At 72.0% G+C, this 19,580-nt stretch carries 14 protein-coding genes and 1 pseudogene; 9 read left to right on the forward strand and 6 right to left on the reverse strand.

The genetic code is table 11. The annotated features are described in order from the left end of the window. Positions 1 to 541 (reverse strand): annotated as a pseudogene (locus NYZ98_RS08010) (hypothetical protein); the annotation flags it as partial. 205 nt (positions 542 to 746) lie between these two features. On the opposite strand from NYZ98_RS08010, the gene NYZ98_RS08015 reads away from it, so the two are divergent. After that, complete coding sequence (locus NYZ98_RS08015; RefSeq protein ID WP_380706716.1) at positions 747 to 1,700, forward strand: 4-hydroxy-3-methylbut-2-enyl diphosphate reductase; 954 nt, start codon at positions 747 to 749, stop codon at positions 1,698 to 1,700. Between the two features lie 112 nt (positions 1,701 to 1,812). Here NYZ98_RS08015 and NYZ98_RS08020 read toward each other — a convergent pair whose 3' ends face one another. The 4 genes from NYZ98_RS08020 to rmuC form a co-directional block, all read right to left on the reverse strand. Next, positions 1,813 to 2,361 carry a nucleoside/nucleotide kinase family protein gene (locus NYZ98_RS08020; protein WP_262841922.1) on the reverse strand — a complete coding sequence of 183 codons (549 nt, stop codon included), beginning with the start codon at positions 2,359 to 2,361 and terminating at the stop codon, positions 1,813 to 1,815. Beyond that, positions 2,358 to 2,993: a bifunctional 4-hydroxy-2-oxoglutarate aldolase/2-dehydro-3-deoxy-phosphogluconate aldolase gene (locus NYZ98_RS08025; RefSeq protein WP_262841923.1), complete on the reverse strand. Its 636-nt coding sequence runs from the start codon at positions 2,991 to 2,993 to the stop codon at positions 2,358 to 2,360. Before NYZ98_RS08025 ends, NYZ98_RS08020 begins: the two co-directional genes overlap by 4 nt. A gap of 117 nt (positions 2,994 to 3,110) precedes the next feature. Beyond that, on the reverse strand, positions 3,111 to 3,638 hold the full coding sequence (locus tag NYZ98_RS08030) for a DUF6542 domain-containing protein (RefSeq protein ID WP_262841924.1): 528 nt from the start codon (positions 3,636 to 3,638) through the stop codon (positions 3,111 to 3,113). Positions 3,639 to 3,688: 50 nt separating this feature from the next. Then, entirely contained in the window at positions 3,689 to 5,182 is a 1,494-nt protein-coding gene (rmuC, locus tag NYZ98_RS08035) for a DNA recombination protein RmuC (RefSeq protein ID WP_262841925.1), read from the reverse strand. Positions 5,183 to 5,265: 83 nt separating this feature from the next. Between rmuC and ychF the strand changes: the two genes are divergently transcribed. After that, positions 5,266 to 6,342 (forward strand): redox-regulated ATPase YchF, encoded by a 1,077-nt coding sequence (gene ychF, locus NYZ98_RS08040; protein WP_262841926.1) that lies wholly within the window; start codon positions 5,266 to 5,268, stop codon positions 6,340 to 6,342. A gap of 15 nt (positions 6,343 to 6,357) precedes the next feature. Here the strand turns inward: ychF and NYZ98_RS08045 are convergent, their stop codons facing one another. Beyond that, entirely contained in the window at positions 6,358 to 7,959 is a 1,602-nt protein-coding gene (locus NYZ98_RS08045; RefSeq protein WP_262841927.1) for a serine/threonine-protein kinase, read from the reverse strand. An 846-nt stretch (positions 7,960 to 8,805) separates the two neighbouring features. On the opposite strand from NYZ98_RS08045, the gene NYZ98_RS08050 reads away from it, so the two are divergent. The 7 genes from NYZ98_RS08050 (at position 8,806) to NYZ98_RS08080 (ending at position 19,511) form a co-directional block, all read left to right on the forward strand. After that, positions 8,806 to 9,660: a conjugal transfer protein gene (locus NYZ98_RS08050; RefSeq protein WP_262841928.1), complete on the forward strand. Its 855-nt coding sequence runs from the start codon at positions 8,806 to 8,808 to the stop codon at positions 9,658 to 9,660. A gap of 117 nt (positions 9,661 to 9,777) precedes the next feature. Then, positions 9,778 to 10,050: a hypothetical protein gene (locus NYZ98_RS08055; RefSeq protein WP_380706795.1), complete on the forward strand. Its 273-nt coding sequence runs from the start codon at positions 9,778 to 9,780 to the stop codon at positions 10,048 to 10,050. A gap of 38 nt (positions 10,051 to 10,088) precedes the next feature. Further along, positions 10,089 to 12,710, forward strand: coding sequence for a TcpE family conjugal transfer membrane protein (locus NYZ98_RS08060; protein ID WP_262841929.1), 2,622 nt, complete (start codon positions 10,089 to 10,091; stop codon positions 12,708 to 12,710). Positions 12,711 to 12,747: 37 nt separating this feature from the next. After that, positions 12,748 to 15,231 (forward strand): ATP-binding protein, encoded by a 2,484-nt coding sequence (locus NYZ98_RS08065; protein WP_262841930.1) that lies wholly within the window; start codon positions 12,748 to 12,750, stop codon positions 15,229 to 15,231. Between the two features lie 97 nt (positions 15,232 to 15,328). Then, a complete protein-coding gene (locus NYZ98_RS08070; protein ID WP_262841931.1) occupies positions 15,329 to 17,776 on the forward strand; it encodes a type IV secretion system protein in 2,448 nt (815 codons plus the stop codon). A 2-nt stretch (positions 17,777 to 17,778) separates the two neighbouring features. Beyond that, on the forward strand, positions 17,779 to 18,429 hold the full coding sequence (locus NYZ98_RS08075) for a hypothetical protein (RefSeq protein WP_262841932.1): 651 nt from the start codon (positions 17,779 to 17,781) through the stop codon (positions 18,427 to 18,429). Then, positions 18,426 to 19,511, forward strand: a complete 1,086-nt coding sequence (locus NYZ98_RS08080) for a C40 family peptidase (protein ID WP_262841933.1) — start codon at positions 18,426 to 18,428, stop codon at positions 19,509 to 19,511. Before NYZ98_RS08075 ends, NYZ98_RS08080 begins: the two co-directional genes overlap by 4 nt. The last annotated feature ends 69 nt before the right edge of the window (positions 19,512 to 19,580 follow it).

Consider the following 19,580-nt stretch of genomic DNA (forward strand, 5'->3'; position numbering starts at 1 on the left):
CCGCGGTGGGCTTGGCCGCGCCGGCCTTCGCGGCGGGCGTGGCCTCGGTCACATCGGGGGTGGCCGCGGCCTCCGGGGAGGGGGCGGGCCCGGCGGCGGCAGGGGTGGGCGCTGGGGCGTCCGGGGTGGCCGCGGGGGCCGGGCGCATCGAGGGCGCGGGCGCCGCCGCAGGGGCGGACACGGCGGTCTCGGCCTTCGGCGTCGCCCCGTTGAGGCTGTCCCCGGACTTGGCGGGACGCGGCGCGAAGATGACGGGCTCGCGCCTGGCCGGCCGGGGCTCGGGCTCCTCGGCCACCGCGGGCGCGGCCTCGGGCCGGGCGGCGTCCCTGGTCTCGGGGGCGTCCTTGTCGTCGTCGTTCAGCAGCCGCTTGATGCCCGTGCGGATGCGGTCGCTCAGCATCAGGGCCTGCCCGACGCCGGTGAGCGCGCTCTGCAGGACGCTGAGCGGCAGGTCCTTGGCCTTCTCCTTGAGCTCGCTCGGATCGGAGACGGTCTGCCGGACGTTTTTGGCTATGGTGCGGACGATGTCGGTCACTGACATGCCGGCTCCCTAGAGTGTCTGATATTGGACGACCAGTCTCACCTGACTGTGCCGCATGAGGTCAAGGGGAGGACGGACAGCGCCGCCGGACACTCCCTCAAGCATAGGAAAGCAGATAAACCGTGCCTGCCTACGCAAGGTGAGCATGAGGCTGGCAAGGAATCGCCGAGCGCATAGCATTGAAGACATGATTCTGGAGACCTCTGTGAACCGCCGAGTCCTGGTGGCCAAGCCGCGTGGTTACTGCGCGGGCGTCGACCGTGCGGTCCAGGCGGTCGAGAAGGCTCTGGAGCGGTACGGCGCGCCGATCTACGTCCGCAAGCAGATCGTCCACAACACCCACGTGGTGAAGACCCTTGAGGAGCGCGGCGCGATCTTCGTGGAGGAGACCGGCGAGGTCCCCGAGGGCGCGATCGTCGTCTTCTCCGCCCACGGCGTGGCCCCGGCCGTCCACGAGGAGGCCGCCGCGCGGTCCCTGAGGACGATCGACGCCACGTGCCCGCTCGTCACCAAGGTCCACAACGAGGCCAAGCGCTTCGCCGCCGGCGACTACGACATCCTTCTCATCGGCCACGAAGGCCACGAAGAGGTCGAGGGCACCGCCGGGGAGGCCCCGCGCCACATCCAGCTCGTCGACGGGCTCGACGGGGTCGACCGCGTCCAGGTGCGCGACCCCGAGCGGCTCGTCTGGCTCTCCCAGACCACGCTGTCGGTCGACGAGACCACCGAGACGGTCACCCGCCTCAGGGAGCGGTTCCCGAACCTCATCGACCCGCCGAGCGACGACATCTGCTACGCCACGCAGAACCGCCAGGTCGCCGTCAAGGAGATCGCCCGCGAGTCGCAGCTCGTGATCGTCGTCGGCTCCACCAACTCCTCCAACTCCAAGCGCCTCGTCGAGGTCGCCCTGGACGCCGGTGCCGACGCCTCCTACCTGGTGGACAACGCCTCCTACATCCAGGACGAGTGGCTGGAGGGCGTCACGACCGTCGGGGTGACCAGCGGGGCCTCGGTGCCCGAGGAGCTGGTCGAGGCCGTGCTGGCCCGGCTGGCGGGCCACGGCTTCGGTGATGTCCAGGAGGTCGAGTCGGTCGCCGAGAACGTCCGCTTCGCCCTTCCCCACGAGCTCCGCCGCGACCTCCGTCCCGCCACCGCCTGACCCCGCCCCCGGCTTCGCGGACCCCCCTGACCTCGACCGCCGTCTGACCTCGCGACCCGCCGTCACCGCCCCCCGGGCCTCGGAGGGCGGTCACAGGGAACGGCAGGCGCGGTCACCGGGGCACGGGGCCGGTGTCGACGGTCAGGTCGGCGCGCTCGCGCACCCGGTCGGTGGCGAAGTACGCCCGCTCCTGGAGCGCCCACCGCTCCCAGTGCGGGCGGTAGGTCCCGCCGTCCCGGCCGAGCGCCCGCTCCCGCCGCACGGCGAGCGGCGCCTCCATCCAGACCAGGAACGACGTGTACGGCCCGGCGGCCAGCGCGCCGCTCCCCACGCCCTCGACGACCACCGCCGCCGACGGCGGATGCTCGTGCCACTCCGCGTACGCCTCCAGCGTCCAGTCGTAGCGGCGCCACCGGGCGGCCTCCCCGCTCGCGAGCGGGCGCAGGATCCACTCGACGAGCCGTTCGACGCCGCCGCGCAGCCCGTCCCACCCCGGGTACAGGTCGTCCATGTGGATCAGGCCGGCGCCCAGGTCGTCCGCGAGCGCGCGGCCCAGGGTGGTCTTCCCCGACCCTGAGGGCCCGTCCACGGCGACCACCCGTGCGCGGGCCGCGCGCAGCCGCTCCGCCAGCCGCGCCGTGCCGGGGTCGTCCGGGTTCACGGCAACGCTTCGCCGTACGGCAGCGCCCGGCGGAAGCGCCTGGCCCGCTCGCGCAGCCCCGCCAGGTCGCCGCCGTCGGCCGCGTCGCCGATGAGCGGTGAGCCGATGCCGACGGCGACCGCGCCCGCGTCGAGGTAGGCGGCCATCTGGTCCGCCTCGATGCCGCCCATCGGGATCAGCGGCACGCGCGGGAACGGCCCGCGCAGGCTCGCGACGTACGACGGGCCGAACACCGAGGCGGGGAAGACCTTGACGGCCATGGCGCCCGACGCCGAGGCCGACCACACCTCGGAAGGGGTCAGCGCCCCGATCACCGTCGGCACCCCCAGCTCGACGCCGCGCGCTGCCCCCTCGCACATGGCCGGGGTCACGATGAACGCGACCCCCGCGTCCCGGGCCTGGCCGGCCTCGTCGCGGGTCATGACCGTGCTAGCCCCGAGGACGACGCGGTCGCCCAGCTCGGCCCCGATCCTGCTGATGACCTTCAGCGCTCCGGCGCCGGTCAGCGACACCTCGATGACGTCGATGCCCTCCTCGGCGAGGACGCAGGCGGTCTGGAACGACGCCTCGGGGTCGCTGCCCCGGATCACGGCCATGAGGTGCTTCTTCCAGAGCAGGCCCAGCAACTCCATGTTCGGCTCCACGCTTGTCTCACGCTCGACGGTCGCCCCGGGCTCGGCGGGACGGCTCCCCGCGGCGGCGGGGGTTCTCGCGCCCGGGAGGCGAGAGCCGTCCGGGGGAGGGGTCGGTCAGTCCTTCTGCTCTCTGGGCGACCCGTAGACGCGGGGTTCGAAGTAGCCCTCAGGCTCGGGGGCGAACGCCTGTTCCTCGCCGGGCCGTCTGCGCTTGGCGTCGGGGACGGCCGGGCGGTTCGCGCGCAGCTCGGCGCGCAGTTCCGACACGTTGGCGGGCAGCCCCCGGAACCAGGCGACGGCCAGCATGAGCGCCGAGCCGCCGAACAGCCACGGCGCCGCCGCCGACAGGTCGGTGAACAGGCCGAGGCCGAGCGCCTGGATCATCGACGGCGCGCCGAACGTGCCGAAGACGGCGCTGATCAGCGTGGCCGCGAAGAAGATCAGGGGCGGCGTCACCACCAGGGGCAGCAGGTCGCGCGGCTGCACGAGGAAGACGGCGGCCAGGCAGGCCACGGCGAAGACGATGCCGACGATCGTCGTGGACCGGGTCGCCTCGGACACGAGCGTGATCACGAATATGAGCGCGACGGCGCCCCGGGCGGTCAGCCTGACCCCCGGGCGCGCCCGCTCCCCTGTTACCACTGTCGCCCCCTCCGAGCCCGGACGGCCGCCTCGCGGCCGGCAGGCTGGCCCTACGACGAGTCTCGCGCCAACCTACCGTTCAGGCGAGGGGCCGGGAACGGGCTTGCCGTCTCTTCACCCTGGGGTTGCGGGCTCTCGTCCCCCGCCCCCTCCGGCACCCGCCCCGCACCCGCGTCCCCGCCCTCGCCCGGCGCCCGCTGCGCGTTCTCACCCGGCGCCCGTTCCGCGCTCTCGCCCTCGCCCGGCGTCCGTTCCGAGCCGGAGCCCTCGTCCTCGTCTTCGTCCGGAGGCACGTAGTGGTCCTCGCCGAGGAGTTCGGGCATGGAGGGCGGCCGGGGCAGCTCCTCGACGAGCTCCGGCTGGGGGAGCGGCCCGTCCACCACGCCGAGGTCGTTCAGCTTGCGCGCGCTCACCAGGACGCGGCTCTCCAGGGAGCCGACCGTCTTGTTGTAGGCGACGACGGCCCGGCTCAGCGCCTTGCCCACCGCGTCGACGTTGCGGCCCATCGCGCCGAGCCGGTCGTACAGCTCCTTGCCGAGGTCGAAGACCGCGCGGGCGTTCTCGCTGAGCGCCGCCTGCTGCCAGGCGTACTGCGCGGTGCGGAGCATGGTGATCAGGGTGGTCGGGGTGGCGAAGTGGACCCGCCGGCTCATCGCGTACTCCAGCAGGCCGGGGTCCCGCTCCAGGGCGGGGGCCAGGAACGCCTCCCCGGGGACGAACAGCACGACGAACTCGGGGGCCGGGCTGAACGCCTGCCAGTACGCCTTGGCGGCCAGCCGGTCGACGTGGTCGCGCATGTGCCGGGCGTGCGCGTCGAGCCGGACCTCCTGCATCTCGCTCTCGCCCGCCTCGGCGGCCTCCAGGTAGGCGGCCAGCGACACCTTGGAGTCCACGATGATGTTCTTGCCGCCGGCGAGCCTGACCACCATGTCGGGCCGTACGACCCCGTCGGCGGTGGTCGCGGAGGCCTGCTCGTCGAAGTCGCAGAACCGCGCCATCCCGGCGATCTCGGCGACCCTGCGGAGCTGGAGCTCCCCCCACCGTCCCCGCGCCTCCGGCCGTCGCAGCGCCCTGACCAGCGAGGAGGTCTGCGTCTTGAGCTGCTCGGAGCTCTCCCGTACGAACTCCATCTGCTTGCCCAGCTCGGCCTGGGCGACGCGGTTGCCCGTCTCGCTGACGCGGAGCTGGTCCTGGACCTGGGCGAGGGTCTCCCTGAGGGGGGCGACGAGGTTCTCCACGGCCTGCCTGCGCTGCTCCAGGTCGCCGGCGGCGTCGGCGCGCGAGGCGGCGAAACGGGTCTCGGCCAGCTCCAGGAAGCGCAGGTTGTTGACGTCGAGCGCCCGGTTGGACAGGGATTGGAACCGCTGGGTCATCTGCTCCTCGACGTAGGCGACCTTCTCCTCGGCCGCGAGCGCGCGGGCCTCGGCCAGGGCGACCCTGCTCTCGGCGCCGGCGGCGCGCGCGGTCGCACGGGCCCGCCCGAGGGCGAAGCCGATGACCAGCCCGGCGGCCAGCCCCGCGGCCAGTTGGAAGGCGAGTGCCATGACGTCCACCTTCCGCATGATTCCAGGCCTGTGGCCCCCGTGCGTGTCCGTCGCGCGGCCAGGGCACCGTAAACTCGGCGAACGTGAGCCTGAGCATCGGCATCGTCGGCCTGCCCAATGTCGGCAAGTCCACGCTATTCAACGCGTTGACCAAGAGCGGTAACGCCCTCGCGGCGAACTACCCGTTCGCCACCATCGAACCCAACGTGGGGATCGTCGGCGTGCCCGACGCCCGGCTAGGGAAGCTGGCCGAGATCTTCGCTTCCGCGAGGATCCTCCCGGCGAAGGTCGAGTTCGTCGACATCGCCGGCCTGGTCAAGGGCGCCTCCGAGGGGCAGGGGCGCGGCAACCAGTTCCTGGCCAACATCCGTGAGACCGACGCCATCTGCCAGGTGATCCGGGTCTTCGACGACCCGGACGTCACCCACGTCGACGGCGAGATCTCCCCCAAGCGGGACATCGAGACGATCAACACCGAGCTGATCCTCGCCGACCTGCAGACGATCGAGAAGGCGCTGCCCCGGCTCGCCAAGGAGTCGAAGTTCAACAAGGACCGCAAGGTCGTGCTGGAGGCGGCGGAGGCCGGCTCCAAGGCGCTCGACGGCGGCACCACTCTGTACGCCTCCGGCCTGGACCTCACGGACCTGCGCGAGCTCCACCTGCTCACGGCCAAGCCGTTCCTGTACGTCTTCAACCTCGACGCCGACGAGCTGATCGACGAGGCCCTGCGCGCCAGGCTGTCGGAGCTGGTCGCCCCGGCCGAGGCGGTGTTCCTGGACGCCAAGATCGAGTCGGAGCTGGTCGAGCTGCCGGACGACGAGGCACTTGAGCTGCTCCAGTCGGTGGGCCAGGAGGAGTCGGGCCTGACCCAGCTCGCGCGTGTCGGCTTCGAGACCCTCGGCCTGCAGACCTACCTGACGGCGGGCCCCAAGGAAAGCAGGGCCTGGACCATCCGCAAGGGCGCCACGGCCCCCGAGGCCGCCGGGGTCATCCACACCGACTTCCAGCGCGGTTTCATCAAGGCCGAGGTCGTGTCCTTCGCCGACCTGGTGGACGCCGGCTCGATCGCCGCCGCCAGGTCCGCCGGCAAGGCCCGCATCGAGGGCAAGGACTACGTGATGCGCGACGGCGACGTGGTGGAGTTCCGCTTCAACGTCTGACGGGCCCGGAGGCGGTCAGCGGTAGGTCTCCAGGTTCTTCTCCATCCATTTGGCGGCGAGGTCGACGCGGGCGTAGCCGGCGCTGTGCAGGCTGGTGAAGACGGTGAGGGTCATGTTGTCCTTCCTGAACAGGACCTGCGACTGGTAGTTGCTGGTGTCGGGGACCTTCTTGGTGTGGCTGAAGGCCTCCTGGCCCGCGGTGCCGTTGTAGCGGATCTTCGTCCCCGGGTATCTCTTCGGCTCGTCCACCATGCCCTTCCTGATCTCCGTGAAGATCGTGTGAGCGTATTCCGAGCTGTCCACGCGGGTCATCTGCAGGCTGAGGAAGATGCCGATGTCCTCCCGCATCCACTGGCACGCGCCGTGCGTCTGGTACTGGCTCTTCACCGGGGCGCCGAGGAGCCGCTCGGCCTGCGCGTCGGTCAGCAGATCGCAGGCGTCCGGGTCCCCCTTGATCACGGCGCCCTTCGCCGCGGTGGTGGAGGGGCGGGCGGTGGCGGTCTTCGAGGCGGCGACCACGTCCCCGCTGGCGGGCGACTCCGTGGGCGAGCCCGTCCCCGGCCGGTCCAGCCACAGGCCGCGGGTCGCGAACCCGGCGGCGGCGACCATGACCACCGCGAGCACCGACCCGAGGAGCACCGACTTCCTGCGGGACGGCGCCGGTGACCTGCCCTGGGAGGGGACGGTGGCCTGGCCCGGCCGCCCGGGAGCGGTCGCGCCGGGGGCGCCGCGCCCGCGCGGGCCCGCGCCAGGCGGGAGGCCCGGCGCCGGGACGGCCCCCGGCGGCGGGACGCTCCCGTTGACGACCGAACGCAGGTACCAGACGGCATGCTCGCGGGTCATGCGCCGGGCGGGGTCCTTCTCCAGCAGGCCGGCCAGCACGGGCGCGATGGGCCCGGCCAGGCGCATCGGGTTGGGCTCCTGCATGAGCACGGCGGCCATCACGGCCGTCGGCCGCTCCCGCGCGTAGGGGGGCTGGCCCTCGACCGCGGCGAACAGGGTGGCGCCGAGCGACCAGAGGTCGGACGCCGGCCCGTCGTCCTCGCCCCTGAGCCGCTCGGGGGCGACGAACCCCGGGGTGCCGGTCAGCATGCCGCTCTGGGTGAGGGAGGGGTCGCCCGAGACGGTGGCGATGCCGAAGTCGGTCAGCACGACCCGGCCCTCCTCGTTGAGCAGGACATTGGGCGGCTTGATGTCACGGTGCAGGATGCCCGCGTCGTGGGCGGCGCCGAGGGCGTCCAGCAGGCTCAGGCCGATGCTCGCGACCCGGCGCGGGGGCAGGGGTCCGTGCTCGCGGATGACCTGGCCGAGTGAGCGGCCCTGGACCAGCTCCATGACGATCCAGGGGCGTTCGTCCTCGATGACGATGTCGTGCACGGTGACGATCGAGGGGTGGGCGCGCAGCGTGGCCGCCGCCCGCGCCTCGCGCAGTGTGCGTTCGCGCAGCTCCGCGCGCGTGCTCTCGTCCAGGTCCGGGGGCAGTCGCACCTCTTTGACGGCGACCTGCTGGCGCAGGAGATCATCGGAGGCCAGCCAGACGGTGCCCATGCCTCCCTTGCCGAGAAGGGAGATGAGCCGGTAGCGGCCGACCAGATAACGAGAGGATGGCGTACTCACAGAGGGCAACATAGTGGTGATGTAGGGGGATATTCACTTTGTGTCGCTGAACTGCCGCTTGAGGTGCTCTGCCACTCATGCCCTCTGACCTGCGGGTAGCAATGCCTGGCCGTCAGGTAATCCAGCAGGGCTTCCCCTCACGCGTACTCTCTCGTGTTTGGGTCGGTAGTGTGCCCCGCCGGGGTCGGCGACCATGGACATGGCCGTCGTGCGCCGATTCGCGCGAGCGGTCCCGCGGAAGGGAGGCCGGTGCGTGCGGACGGTTCGCAGCCTCCTGGCCGAACCTGACGCCTTCGTCGGCATCGACGGATTCACCCGGATCGGCGCGCGCGAGCCGGGTACTCGCCTGAGCAGGAAGAACATCCCTGCGGCATGCCACATTTACAGCGGTTTCTCATCTGGTGCGAGCTTTGTCTCTAGTGCGCATTTTGTCGTTGAGTTTCCGCGGGGCCCCGCGGGCGGAGAAGTGCCCCGCACCCTGCGTGAACTCGGCGGACGCGTTCCCGAAACCGGAGGAAGACCGACTTGGTCTGCTACGTGGATGCCTGCAGCATGGGCGTGGCTTTCCTGGAACAATTGGTGAGGCGGCTAAAGTGAATACTTCACCATGGACAACAGGATCGACAGGAAGACGACAGCGCGTCAGCCGGGGGGATCGGCGCGAGCGGAGGCGTGATGGCTCGCAGGTCAAACGTCCAGCACGGTCCGCGGACCGCTGGCGAACCCGAGCATTCAGCGTACCCTCCGTCGCCCTACGATCCGGATCCTGACCAGGTGCCGGCTCGGGCACGCAACGCGCCGCGCCGTGGCGGATGGTCCGGAGGGGGCGGGCGCTGGCTGGTATGGATGGGCAGGGCCGTACTGTGGGCCGTGATCATCGTGATCGTGGTCAACGGCGTCCGTGCCCCCATCGAGCGCTTCGCCCAGGGCGACCAGCCCACCAACCCGGCCACGGCCCCGACGTCCTCGGGATTCCCCGAGGCCGGCGCGGCCGCGTTCGCCGCGCAGTTCGCGGCGGCGTACCTGAACTTCGACGGGTCCAAGCCGGACGACAGGGCCGACCGCCTGAAGCCCTTCCTTCCCGAAGGCGGGGAGCGGCAGTTCGGCTGGAACGGGTTCGGCCGCATGTCCGCGGGCGCCTTCCAGTTGTCCGACGTGGAGGTGACCGACACGCAGAACGCGGTCGTGACGGTCTTCGCCCAGTCCGGCGCGCAGCGGTGGAAGCTGTCGGTGCCGGTCTACGTCTCGGGAGGCAGGTTCGTGGTGTCGGGCGAGCCCGCCCTGCTGCCCGCCGGCGGCCCCGCCGGCCTGCCGCAGGTCCCCCAGCTCGAACACGACGCCACCGCCGAGGGCGAGCTGCGCCCGCAGCTCGAAGGCTTCTTCCGGGCGTACGCGGCGGGCGACGCCGCGCAGCTGCAGCGCTATGTCGTCCAGGGCGTGACCCTCGACGGTTTCGACGGGAAGGTCAACTTGGCCGAGCTGCAGAGCGTGAGCGCGCCCCCCGGCGGCACCAGCCGTGAGATCACCGCCGTGGTCGTGTGGAACGTCGCCACCGGCCCGACCCCTTCGCCGGCCTCGACGTCCAGCGACCCCGTCGCTCAGGCGGCCGGGCTGGAGCAGGCGTACCGGCTCAATGTGGAGAAGCAGGGCGATAACTGGTACATCAAGGACATTCGCGGTGCAGCCCGGTCCGCAGGGTGAGGCCGGGACGTCGATGGGGAGCGAGGGAGCGGCAAAGGGAGCGCGAGGATCCCGGGACTGTTCGCAGACCGGTCAGCGTGACCATGAGCAGGAGGACGAGAGTTGATTCTGAAAATTATCGTGGAGAACGCCTTGGAGGCCGTGACCCCGTCGGCCCCGCCGTCCGGTGGAGTGAACACCGCCGGCCTGGCGGACTTCCTGCGCAAGTTCTTCGCCCCGCTGTTCCTCGTCGTGGTCTCGGTGGTGGCGATCTTCTTCCTCTTCACGCGAGAGATCACCAGGTTCGTCCAGTTCATCATCCTGGCGGTCGCGATCGGTGTGATCTTCTACGTGCCCAACGTCATCGAGGTGACGGCCCGGGCGATCGCGGGGGCGCTCGGCATCAAGTAAGCGTGACCAGATGGACGTGACAGGGAGAGGAGGATCGGGTGGACCTGCCTACCTATACCAATATCTGGCGGATTGAGAAGCGGCTCTACAAGCTGTACGACCTCCGGCTGCCGATGCCGCTTCCGATCGTCTGGATCGGTGTGTTCGTGGGCGTGCTGGTCCCATGGACGATCCTTCTGAAGATCGCGCAGGTCCCGTTCGAGGCGCCCTGGCACGTGCTGTACCTCGTGCCGCCGGGCATCGTGACGTGGTTGTCGACCCGGCCGGTGATCGAGAGCAAGCGGCTCAACGAGCTGATGCAGTCCCAGCTCCGCTACATCGGCGAGCCGAAGGCCTGGTGCCGCCTGTCGCCGGTCGAGGAGCCCGACGAGATCACGTTCACCGGCAGGGTGTGGCGCTCGGCCCCGCAGGCCGCGCGGCTGGCGTCCGCCGAGTCGGCGAGGGCGGCGTCCAAGGCGCGGCGCGGCACCCGGGCCAAGCCCAAGCACACCGCGCCGAGGCGGCGCCCGATGGAGGCGTGGGGTCCCGGGCGGCAACCGCCGTCGGTCAAGCCGGTGGCGCGCGGCGCGGTCGTGCCCGGCGAGGTGCGCCCGGCGGTGGCCGCCGCCGCGGCGGCCGTCACCTCCCTGCCGCCGGCCGAGGCGCCGGCCCGCGTGACCGCGCGGCCCCTGGTCGCCTTCGGTGGCGCGGTCGCCCAAACCGCCGAAGCGGCCTCCTCTCCGGCCCTGCCCACCGCCTCACCCGCCTCGTCCACCTCCCTCCCGTCCACCGGCGCTCCCGGCCGGGCCCTCGGACGTGCCGTCGCGTCCCCGGCGACGCACCCCGACCGGTCCGCCGAGTCCCCGATGTCGAACCCCGACCGTTCCGTCTCGTCGCCGGCGTCGCTGCCGGACCGCGTCGTCCAGCGTCCGGCGCCCAAGCCGCAGCTCCCGGCCGCCAAGCCGCAGCTCCCGGTGGCCGCCGAGGCGACGGGTTCGCCCGACGTGCGTGAGCAGGGGGGCACGCCCTCGACGGCCCCCGCGCCGATCGGCACCGAAGCGCTGCGCCGCCTGCGCAGGCTCGCGGCGTCCGCCGAGCACCGTGGCACCCCCTGCGCCGCCGCCCGCGAAGGCGTGCCGGGCATGAGCGAGGGCGACGTCCCCGGCCCACGGGCGGCCTCGCCCGGGAGCGGGACGGTCATCCCCGGCCGTCCCCTGGCCGGATCCGCTTCCGAGCGCGCGGCCGCCACACCCGAGCCCACCCTCGGCCCTCCGAACGCCCCGTCCAGGCCCGAGCCCACACTGGGCGACCCCGTGGGCGAGCCCGCGCGGGCCGAGGCGGGGAGCGGGTCCGTTTCGGGGATCGACGTCCGCGAGCTGCACCGCAAGGGGCAGCCGCCGCACCCCGCCGCCGCCACCCGGCTGCCCGAGTCCCGCACGGTCTGGCCCCCGGCACGCACACCGTCCGCCGAGCCGCCGGTCGTCCCGGTGAGGCCCGCGGAGCCGGTGGCGCCGAGCGGCCCGGCCAGGCCGCCGGTCGTTCCGCCGGGCCCGGCGGAGCCGGTCGCGCCGAGGCCGGTGACTCCTGACGGTCCCGCCGAGCCGGTGGCGCCGAGGACCCCGGTCAGGCCTGCGGCGCGCGAGCAGGCGCCGCCGCTGTCCATCCGCGCCGTCTCCGCCGCGTCGGGCACGACCGCCGACCCCGCCGCCCCCTCCGTCCCCGTGCCGGTCCCGAGGACCGGCGAGGAGCCGAGGGTGCGCAGGGTCGAGTCGGTGGTGGGCCGCGACCAGTCAGGTGGCTGGCGCAGGCTGGCGCAGGTGGTGGTCGGCGGCGGCGGTCCGAGCCGCAACGAGGGCATCGAGACCGACGAGGCGAGGGCGCGCACGGTGCTCACCGGCAGCCGCCGCGTCGTCGTGCTCGGCTGCACCGGCGGCGCGGGCCAGACCACGACGACGCTGATGCTGGGACACACCCTCGCCCGCTACCGCGAGGACCGCGTGCTCGCGGTCGACGCCAACACCGGGGACCACACCCTGACCGGCCGCATCCCGGCCGACTCGCCGGAGACGCTGACCTCGCTGCTGGCCGGCCTGGACGGCGTCAGCGGCTACCTCAGCATGCGGGCGTACACGACGCGCTGCGAGTCGGGCCTTGAGGTCGTCGGTTCCGACGCCGACGGCGCGGCGGCGCGCCGGCTCGCCGACCAGGGCCTGTTCTCCGACCAGCGGCTGGCGCAGGCCATGCGGGTGCTCGACCGGCACTACCGGCTGATCCTGGTCGACCCGGCCGCGTCGGTGGCGGCCCGCATGCTGCCGTACGCCGACCAGCTCATCCTGGTCGCCCCCGCCAGCGAGGACGCGCCCGACGCGGTGGCCATGACCTTCGACTGGCTGGACGGTCACGGGTCCACCGAACTGCGCCGCCGGGCGATCATGGTGGTCAACGGCGTGAGCCGGCGGAGCATGGGCGGCGTCGAGCAGGCGGAGGCGGTGGCCAGGGGCCGGTGCCGCGCCATCGTGCGCATCCCGTGGGAGGACGAACTCGCCCCCGGGCATCCTGGCCCCGCGCAGCTCACCCATCTCCGGGCCGGAGGCCGCAGGGCGTACGTGGCGCTGGCGGGCGTTGTGGCAAGCGGCCTGGCGGCGGCGAGCCGCCCTAGCGAGGAGGAAGTGGCCCAGTGACCAGCAAGCGAGCCCGGCGCGGGGAGCGGGCCGGCTGATGGGGAGATCGTCGCGGTCGAGGAGCAGGCTGGCCGTACGCTATTTCGACGATCGGATCCTTCTCACCGACTCGTCAGCATGGGCATATTTCCGGCTTCCGACGGTGAGCTATGAGTTCGTCACCGCCGAGGAGCGGGAGTCGCTCGCCACCAACATCACCATCGCGCTCGCCGCGATCCGCATGATCGACGCCGAGGTGCACCTGCGCGTTGCGCACCGCGCCTACCCCGCCGCCGACTGGGCCCTGGCGCTCAACTCCACCTCCGACGAGGGGGAGGGCTGGCGCGACTACCTGGAGGACATGTACCGGCACGTCTGGGCGAAGGACTTCTGGAGCAAGGAGGTCTACATCGGCGTGCGGCTCGGCCCGCGCGGCGCGCAGCTCGGCACCGGCGTGCTGGCCCAGATGTTCGGGTTCTACCAGCGCGGCGAGAAGACGCTCGGCCTCGACGACGACCACGTCCCCGAGAACGAGATCAACAAGTGGACCGAGCAGGCCGAGCGCCTCGGCCGCGCCCTCGGTTCCAGCGCCCTGTACGCCCGGCACGCCTCGTCCGGCGAGATCGCCTGGCTGTTCCGGCACGCCGCGTCGGGCTCGCTCGGCGACCCGCCGCCGTCGGCGACCCCGTCCAGGCGGTGGGGCAAGGGCGAGGTGGAGTCCCTGGTCGAGGGCCAGATCCACAACGGCAGGTCGCTGCTGCGCATCGAGCAGCCGTCGGGCGGCTCGTACGTGGCCCACCTGTCGTTCGCGCGGTTCCCCGACCTGATGCCGTTCCCCGACGGGGAGCCGTGGCTGCACTTCATCGACCAGTTACCGTTTCCGGTGGAGGTCAGCTCGCGGATGCGCTTGATCCCTCCGATCAAGGCGAGCAAGGACGTGGCGCGCAAGCTCGCGCACGCCCGTGACATGGACATCCACATCCGTGAGGCCGGCGCGGAGGCGCCCATCGCCCTGGCCGAGCAGATCGACGCGGCCCGCATGCTGGAGCACGGCATCACCAAGGAGCGCCTGCCCTTCGTGTACGGCTGGCACCGGCTGATCGTCGCCGCGCCCACCGAGGAGATGTGCGTCCAGCGCGTCGAGGCCGTCGTGGAGCACTACCGCGACATGGGCATCGACATCGTCAACTCGACGGGCGACCAGTTCTCGCTGTTCTGCGAGTCGCTGCCGGGTGAGCGCGTGCGCGTGAACGCCTACGCCCAGCGGCAGCCGCTGCGCACGATCGCGGGCGGCATGGCCACGGCCACCGTCGACCTCGGCGACCGCGTCGACGAGAGCGGCGCGGGGTGGGCCGGGCCGTACATCGGGGAGACCCTCGGGCGGGCCCGGTCGATCGTCCACTTCGACCCGCTGGTCGCGGCCACGAGGAACCGGCCCACGGCCATCGCCATCACCGGCGAGCCCGGCGGCGGCAAGACGACCCTCGCGCTGCTGCTCATCTACCAGATGGCGCTGCGCGGGGTCACCGTCGCGGTCATCGACCCCAAGGGCGACGCGGAGTCGCTGGTCCAGCTCCTGCAGAGGCGCGGGCGCAAGGCGCGCATCATCCCGCTGGGGTCGGCGTCCCCCGGCCTGCTCGACCCGTTCTCCTTCGGCGACGACATCGCGGCGAAGAAGACCATGGCGACCGAGACCCTGCGGCTGCTGCTCCCGCGCATGTCGGAGGAGCGCGAGTCGGCGATGATCCAGGCCGTCTCCACGGTGTCGAACGCGCCGAGCCCGTCGCTCGGGAAGGTCGTCGACCACCTGGAGCAGGCAGAGGACCCCGCGTCGAGGAACCTCGGCGCGGTGCTCCGCTCGATGGCCGAGATGCACCTCGCCCGGCTGTGCTTCGACGCCTCGGGCGGCGAGCAGATCGACACCGAGGGGTGGACCACGGTGTTCACGCTCGGCGGGCTGACCCTGCCCGACGTCACCACGGCGCGCGACGACTACTCCTACGAGCAGCGCCTGTCGGTCGCGCTGCTCTACCTGGTGTCGCAGTTCGCCCGGCGGCTGATGAACGGCCTGGACCGCCGCTCGCCCAAGGCGATCTTCCTGGACGAGGCCTGGGCGATCACCTCCACGCCCGAGGGCGCCAAGCTCGTGCCCGAGGTCTCGCGCATGGGCCGGTCGAGGAACACCGCGCTGGTGCTGGTCTCCCAGAACGCGGGCGACCTGCTGAACGAGCAGGTCACCAACTGCCTGTCCTCGGTGTTCGCGTTCCGTTCGACCGAGCGGGTCGAGGTGGACCACGTCATGGCGCTGCTCGGCGTGGAACCGTCCGAGGAGCACAAGGCCGCGCTGCGCGCGCTGGGCAACGGCGAGTGCATCTTCCGCGATCTGGACGGCCGCGCGGGGCGGATAGGGGTGGACCTCATCTCCGAGGACCTGCTGCGCTGGCTCGACACCAATCCGACCCACGACAAACCCGGCGAGAGCGTGCATGATCCTCGTGGGCGGGCGAACAGGCAGGGGACTGCGCAGGAGGTGCGGTCATGAGACACCGTGAGGTGGCAGGACCGGAAGGCGGACCACGCGAGGACCACGAGGAGACCGGACCTAGGGCGCCCGGCGGGCGCGCGAGTGGAGCGAGCGCATGAGACGGTTGCGGCGCAAGGTCATCCTGATCCTCGCGATCCTCGCGAGCGTCCTCGTGGTGCCGATCGCGCTCTCGCCCACCGTGGCGGGCGCCGCGGGGCCGTGCGACCTGTCGCCCGACCTCGCCCCCGAGATCGTCGGCGGCGGCGTCGACGGCCTGGTCAAGCCGCCCCTGCCCGACGCCGCGGAGGGCACCACTCCGGTCGACTCTCCCACGCTGCCCCCCGGGGCCGCGACGGCGACCGCCGGCGTGATCACCGCCGACCCGGTGACCAACTACGACCGGTACGGGATGGCCGGGCAGTTCTGGCACACCTACGGGCTGGGCTGCAACGACGTGGCCGCCGTCCTCGGCAACGCGTGGGCGAACACGGTCTTCTCCTGGGCCAAGGCCATCGACCGCATGACGATCACGACCTACGAGGCCGCGGCCACCGAAGGACCGCTCCAGTCCATCAAGGACGTCGTCGACGACATCGTCACCAACCTCGCCAACGCCATGTACTGGCCGTACCTGCGGGTGGTCATCCTGCTCGGGGCCGTCTGGCTGGCATGGTACGGGCTGATCCGCAAGCGGGCCAGCACGACGGCCGAGGGCGTGATCTGGATGATCCTCGCCGTCACGGTCGCCGTGTGGTTCTTCAGCCGTCCCGGCGACTTCACCGGCCTCGGCAAGACCGTCACCGACAAGACCGGCGAGATCGTCAACTCCGCCTTCAGCGGGCTGCCGGGCGCCGGTGGCGCGTCCTGCCTGCCGACCAAGGGCCAGAAGGACGCCAAGCCGGGCCCCGGCGGCTACGGCCAGGCCGGCACCCCGGGGGTCGCCCAGAACGCCGACGCGCTGTGGTCCACCCTCGTCTGCAAGCCCTGGCTGATGGGCGAGTTCGGCACCGCAGACCCCAACGCCCCCATCGTGCGCACGTTCGGCGCCAAGACGCTCGACCTTCAGGCGAGCGACGTCCAGGAACAGGCGGCCAGCCAGAAACCGAGCTCGGGGTCGCATCAGGCGAAGTTCGAGGAGGAGGTCGCCAAGCCGCTGGAGAGCACGCCGATGTTCTTCCTCTTCCAGGGCAAGGACTGGACCAGCCGTCTCGGCATCGCGATCGGCGCCCTGATGGCGGCCATGGTCACCGGCGTGCTGATCTTCCTGGTCGCGGTGTCGCTCATCGCGCTCAAGATCGGCTTCCTGCTGCTGCTCATCATGGGACCGATATTCCTGCTGATCGGCGTGCATCCCGGGTCCGGGCGCATCATCGCCATGCGCTGGGTCGAGATGCTGGTCGGCACCCTGCTGAGACAGGCCGTGCTCGCCTTGGTGCTCGGCGTGCTCGTGTACGGCTACGCGCTGATCATCTCCACGAACCTCCCGTGGGGCATGCAGATCATGTTCATCGCGCTGCTGACGATCGCCGTGTTCTTCTACCGGCGGCCCTTCCAGCACCTGTTCGCGTCCATGGACGGGCACACGCTCACCACCAGGATGCTCGGCGAGGCCGCCTCGGCGCCGACGCTGTCCAGGGCGGCGAACGCGCTGCCGCCCGTGGCCGCCGCGCGGATGGGCCGCTGGGGTCTGCGCAAGGCGGAGCCGCTGCTCAACGCTGCGGCCATGGTCGGCGGGGGCGCCGCGGCGGCCTCGGCCGCCGTCGCCCAGGGCAGGGTCAGGGGCGAGGAGGTCACCCCCGGGGCCACGCAGCAGTCCGGCACCCGCGTGCCGGTGGGCGCTCAACCGGCGCCGCTGGACGCCGACGGGCAGGCGGGCGCGCGCCGCAAGGCGACCGGGCGCGGCACCGCCGTCCCGAGACCTGGGGCCGCGCCGCCGCTCGACCTGTCCGGACGTCCTGGCGTGCCGCCCGGGCGCCCGGGCGGCACGGGCCGGGGCGGCGGCGGGGCGCCGGGCCCCCGCCCGGCGGCCCGGTGCGGTTCGGGGACCGGTTCGGGTTCGGGAGGCGGCGGCTGGTTCGGCGGCAGGTCCGGCGGGGGATGGGCCTCGCGGTCCGGCTCGGGCGGGTCGTCGTCCGGCGGCGGTTCGGGCGGCGGCGCGCGGCGGGAGGGCGCGACGCCCAGGGCCCCGCGCTCGACGGCCGGCGGGCCACGCGGAGCCTCGGGCGGCCTGTTCGGCGGCTCGTCGGGCCGTTCCTCCGGCGGTTCGTCCGGCGGCTCCTCCGGGAGGTCGTCGGGCGGTTCGTCCGGCGGGCTGTTCGGCGGCGGCTCCTCCGGCCGATCGTCCGGTGGTTCGTCCGGCCGTTCCTCCGGCGGCTCGCAGAACAGGTCCTCGAACGGGTCGGGCGAGTCGTCCGGCTCGGGGGGCTCGTTCGGGCGTCCGGCGGGATGGGACAGGTCGGCGTCCGGTGAGGCACCGCCGCTGTGGCTGCCTCCGCGCTCGGGAGGCGGCCAGGCCGAGGAGTCGCCCTTCTGGCTGCGACCGGCCGACCGCGACAAGGACTGACGATGATGCAGGTCAACGACCGGCGAGGGGTCGTCTTCGCCGGGGTGGTGGTCGCGCTGGCGGCCGTCGGCATCTACCTGTCGATGCGGCCCGCGTCCGGTGGCTCCGACGGCGCGGAGCCGCCGGAGAGGTCGGCGGTGGTCTCGTCGGCGCCCATCGGGCGGCCGTCGTCGTCCCCCGCGCCCTCGATCACGCCCGGCACGTTCGACATCTACGGTTACCTCCCGCTGTCCAGGGAGCAGATCGCCCAGGCCGCCGACGCGGCGCAGCGGTTCGCCGTCTCCTACGCGACGTTCCGGTACGACGAGGACCCCGCGTCGCTGGCCGAGCGGCTGAAGGGCTTCACCACGGCGGACCTCGGCACGATCCTCGCGCGGGACGTCACCACGCCCGCGACGGTCGAGCAGAACCGGGCCGACGAGGTGGTCTCCGCCGGGTCGGCCCGGCTGAAGTCGATCAGGGACATCACCGAAGGGTCGGTCGTGTTCGTGGTCACCGCGACGCAGCACATCACGGCCAAGAGCGGCCCGCAGGAGCGCAGCGCCGACTACGCGCTCACTCTGACCCAGCTGGGCACCGACTGGAAGGTGTTCGACATGCAGCCCGCTGACGCGGGTCAGGACGGGGACACCGGCGACGGGACCACTCAGTGAGCTCACGTGTGCGCATAGCGCTCCTCATCGGGCTGGCCGGCGTCGTGCTGGTCACCCTGATCATGGCGCCGATGCTCATGAGCACGTTCCCCTCGTTCCTCGGCGGCGGCAGCACCGGCGAGGACTGCGGGGACGGGCCGGTCAAGGTCACGAACGTCTCGACCACCGCCCAGTCCGACATTCCCGCCAACTACCTTGAGCTCTACAAGAAGTGGGGCAAGAAGACCGGCGTGCAGTGGACCGTTCTCGCGGCGGTGGGCAAGCGCGAGACCGATCACGGCCGCTCCACCCTCGCTGGGGTGCGAAGCGGGGTGAACTACGCGGGCGCCGCGGGCCCCATGCAGTTCCTGATCAGCACCTGGGGCGGGAAGGCGAAGATCAAGACCTCGTCCAAGTTCAACGGGTACGCCTCGGACGGGGACGACGACGGCGTGGCCGACGTGTACAACCCGGCCGACGCGATCCTGGGCGCGGCCAAGATGCTCAAGCGCAACGGCGCCCCCGGCGACCTCAAGCGCGCCCTGTTCGTCTACAACCACGCGATGTGGTACGTCGAGCAGGTGCTGGTGATCGCCAGGCGGTACGCCTCCGACGGGACGCTCGAACTGCCCCCGGTGGACGACCCGTCGTGCGACACGCCCATCGTGGAGGCGGCGCCCACCGACATCGTGCGCAAGATCCTCCAGTACGCCCTGGCCCAGCGCGGCAAGCCGTACCGCTGGGGCGGCACCGGGCCGGACGCCTTCGACTGCTCGGGGATCATCTACATGGCCTACCGGGCTGCTGGGTTGTCCATCCCGCGCACCACCTTCGGCCAGTTCCCGTTCGGGGCGAAGGTCAAAAAGGGCACCGAGCAGCCGGGTGACCTGGTGTTCTTCAACGCCGGGCCCGGCACCTCGTCCAACAGCCCGGGGCACGTCGGCATGGTGGTCTCGCCCGGCAAGATGGTCGAGGCCAGGTGCACTCTGTGCGGTCCCATCAAGATGACGACCTACCGCGACCGGCCCAACATCGTGGGGTACACCAGGCCGCTGCAAAACCCCACTGTTATCGGACAACTCAAACGCCTAGGTCTTACCTAACAAGATTGGGTTATTCCGGTCGCTTGCCGCATTCTCGAGGAGTCTCTGAGCGATATCGGTGCGGGACTC

The sequence above is a fragment of the Sphaerisporangium corydalis genome, assembly GCF_025506355.1.
Classification (GTDB): Bacteria; Actinomycetota; Actinomycetes; order Streptosporangiales; family Streptosporangiaceae; genus Sphaerisporangium; species Sphaerisporangium corydalis.

What these genes read in the sequence shown, in the direction of transcription:
- NYZ98_RS08025 (WP_262841923.1), bottom strand. Translation starts at nt 2,993, where the DNA reads ATGGAGTTGCTGGGCCTGCTCTGGAAGAAGCACCTCATGGCCGTGATC.
- rmuC (WP_262841925.1), bottom strand. Translation starts at nt 5,182, where the DNA reads ATGGCACTCGCCTTCCAACTGGCCGCGGGGCTGGCCGCCGGGCTGGTC.
- NYZ98_RS08050 (WP_262841928.1), top strand. Translation starts at nt 8,806, where the DNA reads ATGGGCAGGGCCGTACTGTGGGCCGTGATCATCGTGATCGTGGTCAAC.
- NYZ98_RS08065 (WP_262841930.1), top strand. Translation starts at nt 12,748, where the DNA reads ATGGGGAGATCGTCGCGGTCGAGGAGCAGGCTGGCCGTACGCTATTTC.
- NYZ98_RS08070 (WP_262841931.1), top strand. Translation starts at nt 15,329, where the DNA reads ATGAGACGGTTGCGGCGCAAGGTCATCCTGATCCTCGCGATCCTCGCG.
- NYZ98_RS08075 (WP_262841932.1), top strand. Translation starts at nt 17,779, where the DNA reads ATGATGCAGGTCAACGACCGGCGAGGGGTCGTCTTCGCCGGGGTGGTG.